Source organism: Pseudomonas sp. R1-6 (genome assembly GCF_051132115.1).
Lineage (GTDB): Bacteria > Pseudomonadota > Gammaproteobacteria > Pseudomonadales > Pseudomonadaceae > Aquipseudomonas.
In genome coordinates this window covers 4,904,273-4,920,304 of record NZ_CP071662.1, presented here as the reverse complement: position 1 = coordinate 4,920,304, position 16,032 = coordinate 4,904,273, and the positions used below count along the sequence as shown (strand labels likewise).

Below are 16,032 nucleotides of genomic sequence, written 5' to 3'. Positions count from 1 at the left end.
CTGATCAGCCGTGTTCGTCCGGCTGCCAACCCATTGTCTTTCGCTTGAGGAATTTACCCATGGTTGCTGCATTGCTTGATCGTCTGGGTGTCGACCCGGCCTTGTACCAGAACGGCACACAGCCAGTGCATTCGCCCATCGATGGCAGTCGCATCGGCGCGGTGAACTGGGAAGGCGCCGCCGAGGTCGAGCAGCAGGTCAGCCGGGCCGAGCATGCCTTTGACCTGTGGCGCAAGGTGCCGGCCCCCCGTCGTGGCGAGCTGGTGCGCCAGTTCGGCGATCTGTTGCGTGAATACAAGGCCGACCTCGGTGAACTGGTGTCCTGGGAAGCCGGCAAAATCACCCAGGAAGGCCTGGGCGAAGTGCAAGAGATGATCGACATCTGCGATTTCGCCGTCGGCCTGTCCCGCCAGCTTTACGGCCTGACCATCGCGTCGGAGCGCCCCGGCCATCACATGCGTGAGACCTGGCACCCGCTGGGCGTGGTCGGCGTAATCAGCGCCTTCAACTTCCCTGTTGCAGTCTGGGCCTGGAACACCACGTTGGCCCTGGTCTGCGGCAACCCGGTGATCTGGAAGCCTTCGGAAAAGACTCCGCTGACCGCCCTGGCGTGCCAGGCCTTGTTCGAGCGCGTACTGAAGAACTTCAGCGACGCGCCACCGTACCTGAGCCAGGTGATCATCGGCGGTCGCGATGCCGGCGAAGCCTTGGTGGACGACCCGCGCGTGGCGTTGATCAGCGCCACCGGCAGCACCCGCATGGGGCGTGAAGTGGCGCCGAAAGTCGCGGCGCGCTTCGCCCGCAGCATTCTCGAATTGGGCGGTAACAACGCCATGATTCTGGCCCCGAGCGCCGACCTGGACATGGCGGTGCGCGCGATCCTGTTCAGCGCCGTCGGCACCGCCGGCCAGCGCTGCACTACCTTGCGCCGGCTGATCGCCCATGAGTCGGTGAAGGAAGAAATCGTCACCCGGCTCAAGGCTGCTTACTCGAAAGTGCGCATCGGTCATCCGTTGGAAGGCAATCTGGTGGGCCCGCTGATCGACAAGCAAAGCTTCGAGAACATGCAGGACGCACTGGAGCAGGCCCTGAGCGAAGGCGGGCGGGTGTTTGGCGGCAAGCGCCAGCTCGAAGACCAGTTCCCGAATGCCTATTACGTTTCGCCCGCCATCGTCGAGATGCCGGAGCAAAGCGACGTGGTGCGCCATGAAACGTTCGCACCGATCCTTTATGTGGTCGGCTACAAGGATTTCGCTGAAGCGCTGGACTTGAACAACTCCGTGCCCCAGGGCCTGTCCTCCTGCATTTTCACCACCGACGTGCGTGAAGCCGAGCAATTCATGTCGGCGGTGGGCAGCGACTGCGGCATCGCCAACGTCAACATCGGCCCGAGCGGCGCGGAAATCGGCGGCGCCTTCGGTGGCGAAAAGGAAACCGGCGGCGGTCGCGAATCCGGCTCCGATGCATGGCGCGCCTACATGCGCCGTCAGACAAACACCGTGAATTACTCGTTGGAGTTGCCGTTGGCGCAGGGGATTACGTTCGACTGAGAACCGGTCAAGTGTCCCTGTAGGAGCGAGTCTGCTCGCGATAGCGGTGTGCCAATCACTTCTGATGTGACTGATTCGCCGCCATCGCGAGCAGGCTTGCTCCTACATTGAATTGTGTGTTTGTTGGGTTTCTGTTGGAGTCTGGCAATGCCGTTACGCGAAGAATGTCTGTGGGAAAAACTGACGCCGCAAAGGCCTGAAAACACTGCGCTCACTGGCGAGATCATGGTGGATGTCTGCATCATTGGCGCAGGTTTTACCGGCCTGTCGGCGGCGGTGCATTTGCTGGAGCAAGGCAAGCGTGTCGCGGTGCTTGAAGCTCATCGGGCCGGGCATGGCGGATCGGGGCGTAACGTTGGGCTGGTGAATGCCGGCCTGTGGATCCCGCCGGACGAGATCGAGGCTGGGTTTGGCGCGGCAGTGGGCAGCCAGCTCAACCGTATGCTGGGCGCCGCGCCGGCGTTGGTGTTCAGCCTTGTCGACAAGTACGCCATCGATTGCCAGCTGCGCCGCGAAGGCACCTTGCACATGGCCCATAACGCCCGGGGCGAGGCGGACCTGCGCAGCCGCGAGGAACAATGGAAGCGCCGTGGCGCGCCGGTTGAGCTGCTCACCGGCCAAGCCTGTGTCGATGCCACCGGCACCGACAAGATCGCCGCGGCGTTGCTCGATCGCCGGGCCGGCACGCTCAATCCGATGGCCTATGCCAGTGGATTGGCCAAAGCCGCCAAGGATCTTGGCGCCCAGATGTTCGACCATTCGCCGGTGACGCGGTTGGAGCGCCAAGGCCAGCGTTGGTCGGTTCAGACCGCCCAGGGCTCGGTGCTGGCCGAGCAAGTCGTGATCGCCTCCAACGCCTATACCGAGGGCGACTGGACCGAATTGCGGCGCAATTTTTTCCCCGGTTATTACTACCAGGTGGCCTCGGTCCCGCTGGACGACGAGGCGGCCCGACGCATCCTGCCGGGCGGGCAGGGCTCTTGGGATACCCGCCAGGTGTTGAGCAGCATTCGCCGGGACAAGGACGGTCGCCTGCTGCTGGGCAGCCTGGGCAATGGTAACCGCAAGCCAGCCTGGTTCCTCAAGGCCTGGGCTGACCGGGTGCAGCAGCACTATTTCCCTTACCTGAAGCCGGTGGAATGGGAATGCACCTGGACCGGTTGCATCGCTTTCACGCCTGATCATTTGATGCGTCTGTTCGAACCGGCCCCCGGCCTGGTGGCAGTGACCGGTTACAACGGGCGGGGCGTGACCACCGGCACTGTGGTGGGCAAGGCATTTGCCGATTACCTGTGCCACGGCGATGCCAAGGCGCTGCCGATCCCCTTCGCGCCGATGCAGCCTTTGGCGGGTGTCGGCCTGCGCAGCTGTCTGTATGAAGCGGGCTTTTCGCTGTACCACGCGGGCCAGTGCTTGCGCATCGTCATCTGATTGTTGAAAAGTGTTTCGGATGGCGGCGTTTTTTAGTTCAACGTCTAGCCTGTTATGGTGCGGGTTGTAGCAGCCGCGCACCGACAGTGTGCAGTTCGGTGACGTAGGTTGTTACACAGTGGTTGCACGCCGTTTCATGTGGCGGTTGCAATGATGGCTCATGGAGGGTTTTACCTACTTTTAAATCAGGTTGCACCTCGTGCGGTTTAGACGGTTGCACGCCCTGTGAAAAAGGGCCCGAAACAGTCGAAATAACAATAAAGCAGCGACTTTTTTAAGAATAAAAAACCGATGGCACGGCCCTTGCTCTGAGCTTTTCAGTGAAGTGAAGTCGCAGTGCCAACTAAAAAAAACCTTGGAGCACCACCTCATGTCCCAGACGTTTTACAAGAAAGGCTTTCTGGCCCTCGCAGTGGCAACTGCGCTGGGTGTTTCTGCGTTTGCTCAAGCTGATGTGAAATTCGGTGTGGCGGGGCCGATGACCGGTGCCAACGCTGCGTTTGGCGAGCAATACATGAAAGGTGCGCAGGCAGCGGCCGATGTCATCAACAAAGCGGGTGGCGTCAACGGCGAGAAAATCGTACTGGTAGCCGGCGACGACGCCTGCGAACCCAAGCAAGCCGTGGCCGTGGCCAACCGTCTGGTTGACCAGGACAAAGTGATCGGCGTGGTTGGGCACTTTTGCTCGTCCAACACCATCCCGGCTTCCGAGGTCTATGACGAAGCCGGCGTCATCGCCATGACCCCCGGTTCGACCAACCCGGCCGTGACCGAGCGTGGCCTGAGCGCGATGTTCCGCATGTGCGGTCGTGACGACCAGCAAGGCATCGTGGCCGGCGACTACATCGTCGATGTCCTCAAGGGCAAGAAAGTCGTCGTGCTGCACGACAAGGACACCTACGGCCAAGGCCTGGCGGATGCCACCAAGGCACAACTGGCCAAGCGTGGTGTGACCCCGGTGTTGTACGAAGGCCTGACCCGTGGTGAAAAAGACTTCAGCGCCGTGGTCACCAAGATCCGTTCGGCCGGTGCCGACGTGGTCTACTTCGGCGGCCTGCACCCGGAAGCCGGCCCGCTGGTTCGCCAGTTGCGCGAGCAAGGCCTCAAGGACGTGAAATTCATGTCCGATGACGGCATCGTCACCGACGAACTGGTCACCACCGCTGGCGGCGCGCAATACGTCGATGGCGTGTACATGACCTTTGGCGCCGACCCACGCCTGCTGCCCGACAGCAAGGCCGTAGTGGACGCTTTCCGTGCTCAGGGCGTCGAGCCTGAAGGCTACACGTTGTACGCCTATGCGTCGGTCCAGGCCTTGGCCGCCGGCTTCAACGGCGCCAAGTCCAACAAGGGCGAAGACGCTGCCAAGTGGCTGAAAGCCAACCCGGTGAAAACCGTCATGGGCGAAAAAACCTGGGATTCCAAGGGTGACCTGAAAGTCTCCGACTACGTGGTCTACCAGTGGGACAAGGATGGCAAATACCACCAGTTGGAAAAACAGAAGTAATTTGAAGGGATGACTAGCCTGTGGCGAGGGAGCAAGCTCCCTCGCCACGGAGACTGTGCTCACCCTGTCCTGATTGGCATTAGCCAACGGCCCGTCTGTTTTTTTCTACGAGCCGCACATTTTTGGGCGCTGGGCTTCGAACCCGTCGTCGCGTCCCCGGGATGTGCTGTCTCACTGCGTGAGATTGCGTTATGGATGGTATTTTCCTGCAGCAACTGATCAATGGCCTGACCCTCGGGTCGGTCTATGGTCTGATCGCCATCGGCTACACAATGGTCTACGGCATCATCGGCATGATCAACTTCGCCCACGGCGAGGTTTACATGATTTCCGCTTACCTCGCGGCAATCAGTCTGGCTCTGCTGGCTTACTTCGGTATCGAATCCTTTCCGCTGATGATCCTTGGCACCCTTGTGTTCACGGTCGTGGTCACCGGGGTCTACGGCTGGGTCATCGAACGCGTCGCCTACAAACCCCTGCGCAACTCAACCCGGCTGGCACCGCTGATCAGTGCCATCGGCATTTCGCTGATCCTGCAAAACTATGCACAGATCAGCCAGGGCGCCCGTCAACAGGGTGTTCCGACACTGCTTGAAGGCGCCATGCGCGTCGACATCGGTACCGGTTTCGTGCAGCTCACCTACACCAAGATCTTCATTCTGATCGCCGCGTTCGCCGGCATGGCGCTGCTGACCTACATCATCAAGTACACCAAGCTCGGACGCATGTGCCGCGCCACCCAGCAAGACCGCAAGATGGCCTCGATCCTGGGGATCAACACCGACCGGGTGATTTCCTACGTGTTCATCATCGGTGCAGCCATGGCGGCCCTGGCCGGTGTGCTGATCACCATGAACTACGGCACCTTCGACTTCTATGCCGGCTTCATCATCGGCATCAAGGCGTTCACCGCGGCGGTACTCGGCGGCATCGGCTCCCTGCCTGGGGCGATGCTCGGCGGGATCATCCTCGGGATTTCCGAGTCGCTGTTCTCCGGTCTGATCAACTCCGACTACAAAGACGTGTTCAGTTTCTCGCTGCTGGTGCTGATTCTGATCTTCCGTCCCCAAGGCCTGTTGGGTCGCCCACTCGTGGCGAAGGTGTAAGTATGTCTGCTGCCAATAAACCGCTTGATATCAAACAGAGCGTCATCGACGCGATCCTGGCCGGCCTGATCTCGCTGATTGTGTTCGGGCCGATCGTCGGCGTGGTGCTCGATGGCTACAGTTTCAACCTGCAGCCGGCCCGCGTCGGCTGGCTGGTGGCGATCGTGATGGTCGGGCGCTTTGCCCTGAGCCTGTTCCTGCAAACCCCCAAGGGACTCAAGATTCTCCAGGGTTTCGAGAGCACCGGGTCCGGCGTGCATGTGCTGCCTCCGGACTACAAGTCGCGCCTGCGCTGGATCATCCCGGCGCTGATCGTGATCGCCATCGTGTTTCCATTCTTCGCCAACAAGTACGTGCTGACGGTGGTCATCCTCGGGCTGATCTACGTGCTGCTGGGCCTGGGCCTGAACATCGTGGTCGGCCTGGCCGGGCTGCTCGACCTGGGTTATGTGGCGTTTTACGCCATCGGTGCCTATGGGCTGGCGCTGGGCTACCAATACCTGGGGCTGGGTTTCTGGACCGTGTTGCCGCTGGCCGCCATCGCTGCGGCGATGGCGGGGTGCATATTGGGCTTCCCGGTGTTGCGAATGCACGGCGACTACCTGGCCATCGTGACCCTGGGGTTTGGCGAAATCATCCGGTTGGTGCTCAACAACTGGCTGTCGTTCACTGGCGGACCGAATGGCATGCCGGTGCCTTCCCCGACCTTCATGGGCCTGGAATTTGGCAGGCGAGCGAAGGACGGTGGGGTGCCGTTCCATGAGTTCTTCGGCATCGACTACAACCCCAACGTCAAATTCCTGTTCATTTACATCGTGCTGTTCATCACCGTCCTGTTGGTGCTGTATATCAAGCATCGCCTGACCCGCATGCCGGTCGGTCGCGCCTGGGAAGCCTTGCGCGAAGATGAAATTGCCTGCCGCTCCATGGGCCTGAACCATGTGCTGGTCAAGCTCTCGGCCTTCACCATCGGTGCCTCCACCGCGGGCCTGGCGGGTGTGTTTTTCGCCAGCTATCAGGGCTTCGTCAACCCATCCTCGTTCACCTTCTTCGAGTCGGCGCTGATTCTGGCCATCGTCGTGCTGGGTGGCATGGGATCGACGGTGGGTGTGGTGATCGCGGCATTCGTGCTCACCGTGGCACCGGAGCTTCTGCGCAGTTTCTCTGAATACCGGGTGCTGCTGTTCGGCGTGTTGATGGTGCTGATGATGATCTGGCGCCCGCGCGGCCTGATTCGTATCAGCCGTACCGGCGTGACGCCGCGCAAGGGGGTAGCGCCATGAGCGAAGTCGTACTCAAAGTCGAAAACCTGATGATGCAGTTTGGTGGCATCAAAGCCCTCAGCGACGTGAGCCTGCAGGTCGAGCGCAATTCGATCTTCGCCCTGATCGGCCCCAACGGCGCGGGCAAGACCACCGTGTTCAACTGCCTGACCGGCTTCTACAAGGCCTCGGGCGGCAAGATCGAACTCAACGTACGCGGCGAACAGACCAACGTGATCAAGTTGTTGGGCGAAGCGTTTCGTCCTACTGATTTTGTCTCGCCGAAATCCTTCGCCAGCCGGCTGTACTACAAGATGTTCGGCGGCACGCACCTGGTGAACCGCGCCGGCCTGGCGCGCACCTTCCAGAACATTCGCCTGTTCAAGGAAATGTCGGTACTGGAAAACCTGCTGGTGGCCCAGCACATGTGGGTCAACCGCAGCCTGATCGCGGGCATCCTCAACACCAAGGGCTATCGCAAAGCTGAAAGCGACGCCCTGGACCATGCCTTCTATTGGCTGGAAGTGGTGGACTTGGTGGATTGCGCCAACCGCCTGGCCGGCGAGCTTTCCTACGGCCAGCAGCGCCGCCTGGAAATCGCCCGGGCCATGTGCACGCGTCCGCAGATCATCTGCCTCGACGAACCGGCCGCCGGCCTCAACCCCCAGGAAACCGAAGCGCTGAGCGCAATGATTCGGCTGCTGCGCGACGAGCATGATTTGACCGTGGTGCTGATCGAACACGACATGGGCATGGTGATGAGTATTTCCGACCACATCGTGGTGCTGGACCACGGCAACGTGATCGCCGAGGGTGGTCCCGAGGCGATTCGCAACGATCCGAAGGTGATCGCGGCCTACCTGGGCGCCGACGAAGAGGAGCTGGTATGAGTGGACCTATCCTCGAACTCAAGGAACTGGACGTATTTTACGGGCCGATCCAGGCCCTGAAGAAAGTCTCGATGCACATTGGTGAAGGCGAAACCGTGAGCTTGATCGGCTCCAACGGCGCGGGCAAATCCACGCTGCTGATGTCGATCTTCGGCCAGCCCCGCGCTGCGGGCGGGCAGATCATCTACCAAGGCGTGGACATCACCCACAAGTCGTCGCACTACATCGCCTCCAACGGTATCGCCCAATCGCCGGAAGGACGGCGGGTATTCCCGGACATGACCGTCGAGGAAAACCTGCTGATGGGCACCATCCCCATTGGCGACAAATATGCCAGCGAAGACATGCAGCGCATGTTCGAGTTGTTTCCCCGGCTCAAGGAGCGGCGCAACCAGCGGGCCATGACCATGTCCGGCGGCGAGCAACAAATGCTCGCCATTGCCCGGGCACTGATGAGCCGGCCGAAGTTGTTGCTGCTCGATGAGCCGAGCCTGGGGCTGGCGCCAATCGTGGTGAAACAGATCTTCGCCACCCTGCGTGAATTGGCTTCCACCGGGATGACTATTTTCCTGGTGGAACAGAACGCCAACCACGCGCTCAAGTTGTCGGACCGGGCCTATGTCATGGTCAACGGCGAAATCCGCCTGACCGGTACCGGCAAGGAACTGCTCGCCAACGAAGAGGTGCGTAACGCGTATCTCGGCGGCCATTGAGGCGGCGGCTGCAACAAAAAAACCGGCGAGTGATCGCCGGTTTTTTTATCTCTCCAAAACGCCACCAACCCCTGTGGGAGCGAGCCTGCTCGCGAAGGCAGTGGATCAGGCGACATTCATGTATCTGATACGCCGCCTTCGCGAGCAGGCTCGCTCCCACAGTGAAATTTGTAGGGCTTCAGCAATTGTGGACAACAATCCTGACCCTCTGTGAAACCGCGACATAAAGTCGCCGCAAACAGTTGTTTTGTCACGGTTTTGACTTGTCCCCGTTTGCTGTGGAACTGGCTGTGGGTAACGTGGGAGTAGCTGGCTGTAAGCCTTTGAATACGTGCCTTTCAGGCTTGTGATCGTTTTTTGATCAGGCATTTTTGGTTAAAGGGGAGCGGCTGTTGTCAACAGTTTTATGTGGGTGGAAATGGGCTCGAAAGTCTGGGGGCAAGCCTGTGGATAAGTCTGTGACTAAACTCTGGAAAGACGGCGCTCAGCGGCGTGATTGCTGGCTTGGAGCCATCGCGACATCAAGCGCCGCCTTATAGCAGATAACCTGATCTGCACAACCTGACTTGCCAGGTCAAGCGAAAAAATATTCCAAAACCCGCGCAAAGCCTTGTGCACAAAGGGTTACCGGTTTTTCACTTGCCCCCGTTTATTGTGGACCTACCTGTGGATAAGGTGCGGGCAACCCGCTGCGGCCCTTGCTGGACAAGGCCTGACGGTCATTGTTTGTTTTTTGAGCAATCGCAGGATTAAAGCGTTGATCAAGCCTTGCCCCTGGCGGGCCAGCCCGGGCATGCTGTGGGCCGATTTCCATTCAATGGCTGTTTGAAGCCCAAGCAAGGAGAACACGATGTCTGACACCCTGTTTATCACTGGCGCGACGTCCGGTTTTGGTGAAGCCTGTGCCCGTCGTTTCGCCGAGGCCGGTTGGAAGCTGGTGCTGTCCGGCCGTCGTGAAGAACGCCTCGATGCCCTTTGTGCCGAGCTGTCGAAGCAGACCGAGGTCCATGGCCTGGTGCTGGATGTGCGTGATCGCAAGGCCATGGAAGAAGCCATCGGCAACCTTCCGCCATCCTTTGCCACGCTGCGCGGGCTGATCAACAATGCCGGCCTGGCCTTGGGCGTCGATCCGGCGCCCAAGTGCGACCTTGATGATTGGGACACCATGGTCGACACCAATGTGAAAGGTCTGATCTACAGCACGCGCCTGCTGCTGCCGCGCCTGATCGCCCATGGTCGTGGCGCTGGCATCATCAACTTGGGTTCCATTGCCGGTAATTACCCGTATCCAGGCAGCCATGTTTATGGCGCGAGCAAGGCGTTCGTCAAACAGTTCTCCCTGAACCTGCGTTGCGACTTGCAAGGCACGGGTGTGCGGGTGAGCAACATCGAGCCGGGGCTGTGCGAGAGCGAGTTCTCGCTGGTGCGTTTTGGTGGCGACCAGGCGCGCTACGACGCGACCTACGCCGGCGCCGAGCCGATCCAACCGCAGGACATCGCCGACACCATTTTCTGGGTGCTCAACACCCCGGCGCACATCAACATCAACAGCCTCGAACTGATGCCGGTGAGCCAGACCTGGGCCGGGTTCGCCATCGAACGCAACAAGGCCTGACCGCTGGCCTTATTGAGCTGGAATTGATGAGCTCTTGTGGCGAGGGTGCAAGCTCCCTCGCCACGAAAAGTGTTACGCCAGGTAGTGGGCCAGACCGCGGTAGCAGGTCAGAAGATGATAAGGGGTGGTCGAAGGCATGTCCCGGCGGCTGACGATGCCGTCGGCGTCAAGACATTCATTCCAGCCCCGGGGATGCAGGAAATGCTGCTGCAGCGCTTGCAGTTGACGCAGCAAGGCATTGTCGCTTCCCGGGCGCAACGTCAATGCCCGCAGGTATTCCGCTTGGGCCCAGATGCGTTGAGTGGCGTCGCGTGGGGTCGATTGCGGCGCCAGGCTCAGCATCGCGCGTACCGCGCTGGAGTCCGGATCGACACCTTGTCGCTCGGTAAAACCAAAGCTGTGCTCTAGCGCCGTGTGCAGCTTGCCACCACGCAACAAGGGCGATGAGGCCAGCAGGAAATACCATTCGAATTGATGGCCTGGCTCGAACCAGTTATCCACAGCCTTGAGTGGTTTCTCCATCATGGCCTTCTGTTCCGGGTCCACGAAGTGCCGGTACATCCCATCGCAAAGGCTCAGCAACGCCTGGCGCACGGTGGCATCGTCGCGAACCGAGAGGGTTGCCAGGAACGCTTCGGCCAGGTGCATCAGCGGATTCTGCAACGGGCCGGATTGGCAGGTCGACCAGTCACGCCCCAGGCTGGCTTCGTAGAGACCGTCCCCGGTGGCGAAGCGCCGGCTGATCACTTCCAGCGCGGCGTTCAACGTCGATTCCACCAACGGCTCGCGAACCTTGCCCCAGTAATGGGCGCAGGCGAACAGGATAAACGCGTGGGTATAAAGGTCTTTGCCCGTGTCCAGCGGCGCGCCCTGCGGGTCGATGCTGTAGAACCAGCCGCCATGTTCGGCGTCGTGGAAATGCCGCTGCAATGAGCGGAACAATGCGGCGGCGCGCTCCTCGGCCTGCGGCACCTCACCGATCAGGCTGGCGAACACATACAGCTGCCGCGCACAGGCCATGGCCCGGTAACGCTGGGGCGGCAGCGGCTGGTGCTGGCTGTCGAGGGATTCATAGGGCAACGCCAGTTCGGCATTCCAGCCCGGGCCCTGCCACATCGGCACGATCACGTCGTGAAAATGCTGGCGCACCGTGGCGAACAGGGCGGTCAATTCAGGCTGGGGAGCGGGGCGGGAAGCATCAGGCATTGGCGGACGTCGTCACGGCGGGGGCGAATGCGCGACATGGTAGCAGAGTGACCGACTCCAGAGAGATGACGCCTGTAAGTCCGTCATCGCGAGCAAGCTCGCTCCCACAGGGCGGGGCGTACACCGATCAAAGTGGGGGAGCGAGCTTGCTCGCGATGAGGGCCGGCTGGGCGCTAGAGAATCAACCCGCCAACAGCCAAACCCCGGCCGCCGCCGAAGCCGCCCCAGCCAACCGCACCAATGGCGCCGCCGCTCGCGGCAACACCCGCACCAGCGCAAAACCTGCGCCGTGCAACGCCGCTGTCGCTGCGACAAAGCCTACGGCGTAAGCCCAGGGGCTGGACATGTCCGGCAGCTCCAAGCCATGGGCCACGCCATGGAACAGCGCAAACACCGCAGTCGCAGCGACAGCCAGGCCCAGCGGTGGACGCACGGCCAGTGCCACCGCCAGGCCCAGGGCGAGTACCGAGGCGGCGATCCCGCTTTCCAACGCCGGAAGGTGCAGGCCTTCAAAACCCAGCACGCCGCCAAGCAGCATTGCGCCGACGAAGGTACACGGCAGTGCCCAGCGCGCAGCGCCTTGTTGTTGGGCGGCCCACAAACCGACCGCGAGCATCGCCAGCAAATGATCGAGCCCGCCGATCGGGTGGCCCAGCCCGGCGATCAGGCCATTATCGCCGTGGCCGGGGTGGGCGAAGGCCAGCGCCGGGGTCAATAGCAGGGCGAGGGCGCCGCAGATACGTTTGCATGTCATGGAGAAGCTTCCTTGTTGAAATGGGAAAGATCACGCGGCCGTCAACAGGCCTTGGCGCTCGATGAAGGCGATGATGTCGTCCAGGCCCTGGCCGGTCTTCTGGTTGCTGAAGACGAACGGCTTGCCGTTGCGCATCCGCTGGGTATCGCTGTTCATCATTTCCAGGGACGCGCCGACCAGTGGCGCAAGGTCGATTTTGTTGATCACCAGCAAATCGGACTTGCAGATACCCGGCCCGCCTTTGCGCGGCAGCTTGTCGCCCGCCGAAACGTCGATGACGTAGATGGTCAGGTCTGACAGTTCGGGGCTGAAGGTAGCCGACAGGTTGTCACCGCCGGACTCCACCAGGATCAGGTCCAGGCCTGGGAAACGCCGGTTCAACTGGTCCACTGCTTCCAGATTGATCGACGCGTCTTCACGGATCGCCGTGTGTGGGCAGCCGCCGGTTTCGACGCCAATGATCCGTTCCGGCGCCAGGGCTTCGTTGCGCACCAGGAAGTCGGCGTCCTCGCGGGTATAGATGTCGTTGGTGACCACCGCGAGGTTGTAGCGCTCGCGCAGGGCCAGGCACAGGGCAAGCGTGAGCGCGGTCTTGCCGGAGCCCACCGGGCCGCCGATACCCACGCGCAGAGGTTGTGTGTTCATATGTGTCTCCTAGGAACGAAACAGGCGGCTGTACTGGCGCTCATGAGCCATGCACGCCAGGGACAGGCCAAACGCGGCGCTGCCGTAATGATCGGGATCGATGTTCGAGGCGATGTGCTGGGCTTGTTGAAGCACCGGCAGCAACTCGCTCGTCAGACGCTGGGCGGCTTGTTGACCCAGGGGCAGGGTTTTCATCAGCACCGCCAATTGGTTTTCCAGCCAGCTCCACAACCACGCGGCGAGGGCGTCCTGCGGGCCGATGTTCCAGGCGCGCGCCGCCAAGGCCCAGCCCAGCGCCAGGTGGGGTTCGCCGCGCTGCTGCAGAAAGTTCCGGGCCGCACTGTCGAGTTCCGGCAGGCCGGCGAGCAGCTGCTGCAACGAGTAACCCATCTGCCGGCTTTCCTGAAACAGCTCGCGGGTTTCCCGGCTGGCGCGGTGTTGCTCGCAAAGTTGCCGCAGCCCGTCCCAATCGTCAGCCGCGGCGGCTGTGCAATGGGCCAGCAGCAGAGGCGCTTCGAAGCGCGCCAGGTTCAGCAGCATTTGGTCGCTGAGCCATTGGCGTGCGTCGTCGGGCGTCCGAACCTGGCCGTTATCCACCGCCATTTCCAATCCCTGGGAATAGCTGTAGCCGCCAATCGGCAGTTGTGGACTGGCCAGGCGCAGCAGCGCCCAGGCCGGGTTCATGTGCGCACACCAAACTGGTGCAGGCGCGGCGCGTAGTTGAAATCTTCATCGCCGTGCCGGGAATGATGGTGGCCGCCGCCGTAGGCGCCGTGTTCTGGCTGGAATGGGGCTTCGATGGATTCGGCGGTGGCGCCCAACTGTTCGAGCATCGCCTTGAGCACGTAGTCATCCAGCAAGCGCAGCCAGCCATCGCCTACTTGCAGGGCCACGTGGCGATTACCCAAGTGGTAGGCCGCGCGGGTCAGCTCGAACGCATTGGCGCAGGTGACATGCAGCAACTGCTCGGGACGCGCGCAGACACGCACGATGCGCCCGTCCTCGGCCTGCAGGCATTCGCCGTCGCACAGCGGTGGCTGGCCTCGTTCGAGGAACAGCCCCACGTCCTCGCCTTCGGCACTGAAACAGCGCAGGCGGCTTTTGCTGCGTGCGTCGAAGGTCAGGTGCAACTCGGCGTCCCAGCCTGGTTGTGTGTCGATTCTGCGGTGAATCACCAGCATCGGAGTGCTTCCAGCAATGAACATTGCTGTGTTTAGAGCAAGGGGCTTGCCAATCGAAGATGGTGTAGGAAATACCTGGGGATGGCGTTTCAGGATGGGGCGGATTGCGTGTCGTTATGGTGCGCTTGGTGGTGTTGCGCACCATTTTGTAGCTTGCACGGCGCACTGTGGAAGCGAGCTTGCTCGCGATAGCGGTAGACCAGCCGACATCAGTGTTGCCTGACCTGCCCCCATCGCGAGCAAGCTCGCTCCCACACGAAAGCGCTGCCTGGTTCAAGCCTGACAGTGCCTTTCTGCCATATGATTTGCTGACCATCGCGATCAGCGTTGATCACAAGGCACAGGTCGAGCTATGGAACAGGAAGACTAAGCGAGACCAAACTTAACGAGCATGGCAAGAGCAATCATTACCGATAGAAGTGCGATAACACACCACTGCAGTGCTACTAGCTTGCGCTTAAGGCTCGCGGGAAAACTATTTATGTCTTCGACATTAAGTCCGCCTCTTTTGAGGTAGAAATTGGGAAAGGTGATGAGTCCGGAAATACCGCCTACCAGCATCAATTTTCCCCAAGGACCACCATGGCGCAGTGATGCGATCGTCGTGACGGCTGAACAATTTTTCAAGTGATCCAATATTAGGTCTATTTTTTTGTAAGCCAAGTACAGACACATTCCAATCCAAATGAAAATTCCTCCCAAATCAATTATCCCGACGACCATAAATAATTTTTCAGAGACGCTCACAGTCATTGGGCAGCCTCATAGATAAGTTCGCCTGTTTTTTCACCCAGTATTCCTCCAAGGACACCCCCCGCAAGCGACCCCGTTCCGACCACCAGAAGACCGCACCCCACCATTGCCAACCCTCCTGTCGGCACACTTAACCCGATACAGATCGCTCCAACCACAGGCCCAGTCAGGGCGGCGCCTGCTGCTACACCACCTGCCACGCCACCAGCGAAGCTGCCAGTCTCAGCGAACTTAACTTTCTTACAAGCCTGCGCACTGTCTGCCGTGCAAACATCCTGGACCTTCATATACGAAGCTCCACCACCAATAATCGGGCCAACCCACCCCCCGTACTTGATGATTTTGGCCGCTTTGGAGACACCCTCAATATGTGTCGCATAACCTGGAATCTGACCTGCGCCACCAGCCTTGGTCCAACGGTGGACCAAACTGCGACTGGAGATGCCCAAGGCGCTTTTCAAGTTTGGATGATCTGGAAGCCCGGTGCCCTTTCGCGTCAGGGTGGTCAGATGAGTGTCGAGCCTAGAGAGCAGTTGTTTGCGCTCTGCAAAAAAATCCGACGACCGTAAGTGCCCATCGCGCCGGAAAGTACGTTGATGCAACGCCTCGATATCCCGCAGAACGGTTTTAACGTCCTCCAGATTTTTGGCGAAGATGGCCTCACCAACACCGATGGCAGTCGAGCCTTGGGCGAAGAAGGTCTCGATTTCATCTCGATGCCGGGCCATGAAGTCGGCCTCGTCCGCGCTTAGCGGCTCAAGGGCATCGTTGATCCATATTGCTGTTTCCATCAACAGCGCCTCTTCGCGGGTGCATTGATGATTGTTCGGATCGCTCAGCACGATCATCGAACCGGCCTTGACCACATCGCGATTAGGATTGAGCGCGCGGAATTTGCGCATCACCGCCGGGTCGGGTGATTGGAACAGCATCGCCTCCAGCGCTTCGCGGGTCACGCTTCTGGGCACAACGTAGAAGCCCGGTTCCAGGGGTTCTACGCGGGTGGATGTGCGGGGCGGCGGGCTGATTGACGGGGCGAGAAACGATTGGCGTGAAGCACTTGGTGCGTGGGTCGCGGTCGCGGGCTGAGGAGCCGGCTGAGCGGCTCGGTTGGCTTGCGGTGCAGAATTCGCACCTTCATAGGTGGCCCAGGATACCGAGGGGATCAGTTGCGCTTTGCAGGGGCAGGTACTGTGACTATCCAACGTGCCGGCCATTCGCTTGCCATGGCTGACCATGTGCGCTATACCGCCCCTGATCTGATAGATTTTTCCGTCCTTTCCACACGAAACCCGGTCCCCTTCGCGGGCGTGCAGCAGGCCGAACATATTGACCCTGCCATCGCCATCCAGCACTTCACCACCACACGTGGTCTTGTCGCCCCGGCCAATGAAATAGCCTCTGTTCATTGGGTGTTCT

15 protein-coding genes are annotated in these 16,032 nt (G+C 60.5%); 8 read left to right on the top strand and 7 right to left on the bottom strand.

The genetic code is table 11. The features are described 5' to 3' along the window. Nucleotides 1-59: 59 nt before the first annotated feature. The 8 genes from amaB (at nt 60) to J3P81_RS22115 (ending at nt 10,074) form a co-directional block, all read left to right on the top strand. Entirely contained in the window at nt 60-1,550 is a 1,491-nt protein-coding gene (gene amaB / locus J3P81_RS22150) for an L-piperidine-6-carboxylate dehydrogenase (RefSeq protein ID WP_420766212.1), read from the top strand. A 147-nt stretch (nt 1,551-1,697) separates the two neighbouring features. Continuing rightward, nucleotides 1,698-2,981 carry an L-pipecolate oxidase gene (gene amaA / locus J3P81_RS22145; protein WP_434560946.1) on the top strand — a complete coding sequence of 428 codons (1,284 nt, stop codon included), beginning with the start codon at nt 1,698-1,700 and terminating at the stop codon, nt 2,979-2,981. Between the two features lie 370 nt (nt 2,982-3,351). Further along, nucleotides 3,352-4,488 (top strand): ABC transporter substrate-binding protein, encoded by a 1,137-nt coding sequence (locus tag J3P81_RS22140; protein ID WP_420766214.1) that lies wholly within the window; start codon nt 3,352-3,354, stop codon nt 4,486-4,488. Between the two features lie 191 nt (nt 4,489-4,679). Then, the gene (locus J3P81_RS22135) at nt 4,680-5,594 is read left to right on the top strand and encodes an ABC transporter permease subunit (protein WP_420766215.1); all 915 of its coding nucleotides are present in this window, start codon (nt 4,680-4,682) and stop codon (nt 5,592-5,594) included. Between the two features lie 2 nt (nt 5,595-5,596). Further along, a complete protein-coding gene (gene livM, locus J3P81_RS22130; RefSeq protein ID WP_434560944.1) occupies nt 5,597-6,877 on the top strand; it encodes a high-affinity branched-chain amino acid ABC transporter permease LivM in 1,281 nt (426 codons plus the stop codon). Continuing rightward, the gene (locus J3P81_RS22125) at nt 6,874-7,746 is read left to right on the top strand and encodes an ABC transporter ATP-binding protein (protein ID WP_420766217.1); all 873 of its coding nucleotides are present in this window, start codon (nt 6,874-6,876) and stop codon (nt 7,744-7,746) included. Before livM ends, J3P81_RS22125 begins: the two co-directional genes overlap by 4 nt. Continuing rightward, nucleotides 7,743-8,459: an ABC transporter ATP-binding protein gene (locus tag J3P81_RS22120; protein WP_053117959.1), complete on the top strand. Its 717-nt coding sequence runs from the start codon at nt 7,743-7,745 to the stop codon at nt 8,457-8,459. Before J3P81_RS22125 ends, J3P81_RS22120 begins: the two co-directional genes overlap by 4 nt. A gap of 850 nt (nt 8,460-9,309) precedes the next feature. Then, entirely contained in the window at nt 9,310-10,074 is a 765-nt protein-coding gene (locus J3P81_RS22115) for an SDR family oxidoreductase (protein WP_434560942.1), read from the top strand. A gap of 72 nt (nt 10,075-10,146) precedes the next feature. On the opposite strand, the gene J3P81_RS22110 is transcribed toward J3P81_RS22115, so the two are convergent. The 7 genes from J3P81_RS22110 to J3P81_RS22080 all read right to left on the bottom strand — a co-directional run bounded on the left by J3P81_RS22110 (nt 10,147) and on the right by J3P81_RS22080 (nt 16,022). Further along, on the bottom strand, nt 10,147-11,280 hold the full coding sequence (locus tag J3P81_RS22110; protein ID WP_434560940.1) for an AGE family epimerase/isomerase: 1,134 nt from the start codon (nt 11,278-11,280) through the stop codon (nt 10,147-10,149). Between the two features lie 181 nt (nt 11,281-11,461). Then, nucleotides 11,462-12,034 (bottom strand): HupE/UreJ family protein, encoded by a 573-nt coding sequence (locus J3P81_RS22105; protein ID WP_434560938.1) that lies wholly within the window; start codon nt 12,032-12,034, stop codon nt 11,462-11,464. 30 nt (nt 12,035-12,064) lie between these two features. Continuing rightward, nucleotides 12,065-12,679 (bottom strand): urease accessory protein UreG, encoded by a 615-nt coding sequence (ureG, locus tag J3P81_RS22100; protein ID WP_420766222.1) that lies wholly within the window; start codon nt 12,677-12,679, stop codon nt 12,065-12,067. 9 nt (nt 12,680-12,688) lie between these two features. Next, the gene (locus J3P81_RS22095) at nt 12,689-13,363 is read right to left on the bottom strand and encodes an urease accessory protein UreF (RefSeq protein ID WP_434560936.1); all 675 of its coding nucleotides are present in this window, start codon (nt 13,361-13,363) and stop codon (nt 12,689-12,691) included. Next, a complete protein-coding gene (gene ureE / locus J3P81_RS22090; protein ID WP_434560934.1) occupies nt 13,360-13,860 on the bottom strand; it encodes an urease accessory protein UreE in 501 nt (166 codons plus the stop codon). Before ureE ends, J3P81_RS22095 begins: the two co-directional genes overlap by 4 nt. Before the next feature lie 366 nt (nt 13,861-14,226). Continuing rightward, nucleotides 14,227-14,613, bottom strand: coding sequence for a hypothetical protein (locus J3P81_RS22085; RefSeq protein WP_434560932.1), 387 nt, complete (start codon nt 14,611-14,613; stop codon nt 14,227-14,229). Further along, entirely contained in the window at nt 14,610-16,022 is a 1,413-nt protein-coding gene (locus J3P81_RS22080; RefSeq protein ID WP_434560930.1) for a PAAR domain-containing protein, read from the bottom strand. The genes J3P81_RS22085 and J3P81_RS22080 overlap by 4 nt, the downstream gene beginning before the upstream one ends. Nucleotides 16,023-16,032 lie beyond the last annotated feature (10 nt).

Excerpts from the sequence above, each read along its gene's own strand:
- J3P81_RS22110 (WP_434560940.1), bottom strand. The coding sequence starts at position 11,280 with ATGCCTGATGCTTCCCGCCCCGCTCCCCAGCCTGAATTGACCGCCCTG.
- J3P81_RS22140 (WP_420766214.1), top strand. The coding sequence starts at position 3,352 with ATGTCCCAGACGTTTTACAAGAAAGGCTTTCTGGCCCTCGCAGTGGCA.
- amaB (WP_420766212.1), top strand. The coding sequence starts at position 60 with ATGGTTGCTGCATTGCTTGATCGTCTGGGTGTCGACCCGGCCTTGTAC.
- J3P81_RS22095 (WP_434560936.1), bottom strand. The coding sequence starts at position 13,363 with ATGAACCCGGCCTGGGCGCTGCTGCGCCTGGCCAGTCCACAACTGCCG.
- ureE (WP_434560934.1), bottom strand. The coding sequence starts at position 13,860 with ATGCTGGTGATTCACCGCAGAATCGACACACAACCAGGCTGGGACGCC.
- J3P81_RS22115 (WP_434560942.1), top strand. The coding sequence starts at position 9,310 with ATGTCTGACACCCTGTTTATCACTGGCGCGACGTCCGGTTTTGGTGAA.
- ureG (WP_420766222.1), bottom strand. The coding sequence starts at position 12,679 with ATGAACACACAACCTCTGCGCGTGGGTATCGGCGGCCCGGTGGGCTCC.
- J3P81_RS22085 (WP_434560932.1), bottom strand. The coding sequence starts at position 14,613 with ATGACTGTGAGCGTCTCTGAAAAATTATTTATGGTCGTCGGGATAATT.
- J3P81_RS22105 (WP_434560938.1), bottom strand. The coding sequence starts at position 12,034 with ATGACATGCAAACGTATCTGCGGCGCCCTCGCCCTGCTATTGACCCCG.
- livM (WP_434560944.1), top strand. The coding sequence starts at position 5,597 with ATGTCTGCTGCCAATAAACCGCTTGATATCAAACAGAGCGTCATCGAC.
- J3P81_RS22120 (WP_053117959.1), top strand. The coding sequence starts at position 7,743 with ATGAGTGGACCTATCCTCGAACTCAAGGAACTGGACGTATTTTACGGG.
- J3P81_RS22135 (WP_420766215.1), top strand. The coding sequence starts at position 4,680 with ATGGATGGTATTTTCCTGCAGCAACTGATCAATGGCCTGACCCTCGGG.
- J3P81_RS22125 (WP_420766217.1), top strand. The coding sequence starts at position 6,874 with ATGAGCGAAGTCGTACTCAAAGTCGAAAACCTGATGATGCAGTTTGGT.
- amaA (WP_434560946.1), top strand. The coding sequence starts at position 1,698 with ATGCCGTTACGCGAAGAATGTCTGTGGGAAAAACTGACGCCGCAAAGG.
- J3P81_RS22080 (WP_434560930.1), bottom strand. The coding sequence starts at position 16,022 with ATGAACAGAGGCTATTTCATTGGCCGGGGCGACAAGACCACGTGTGGT.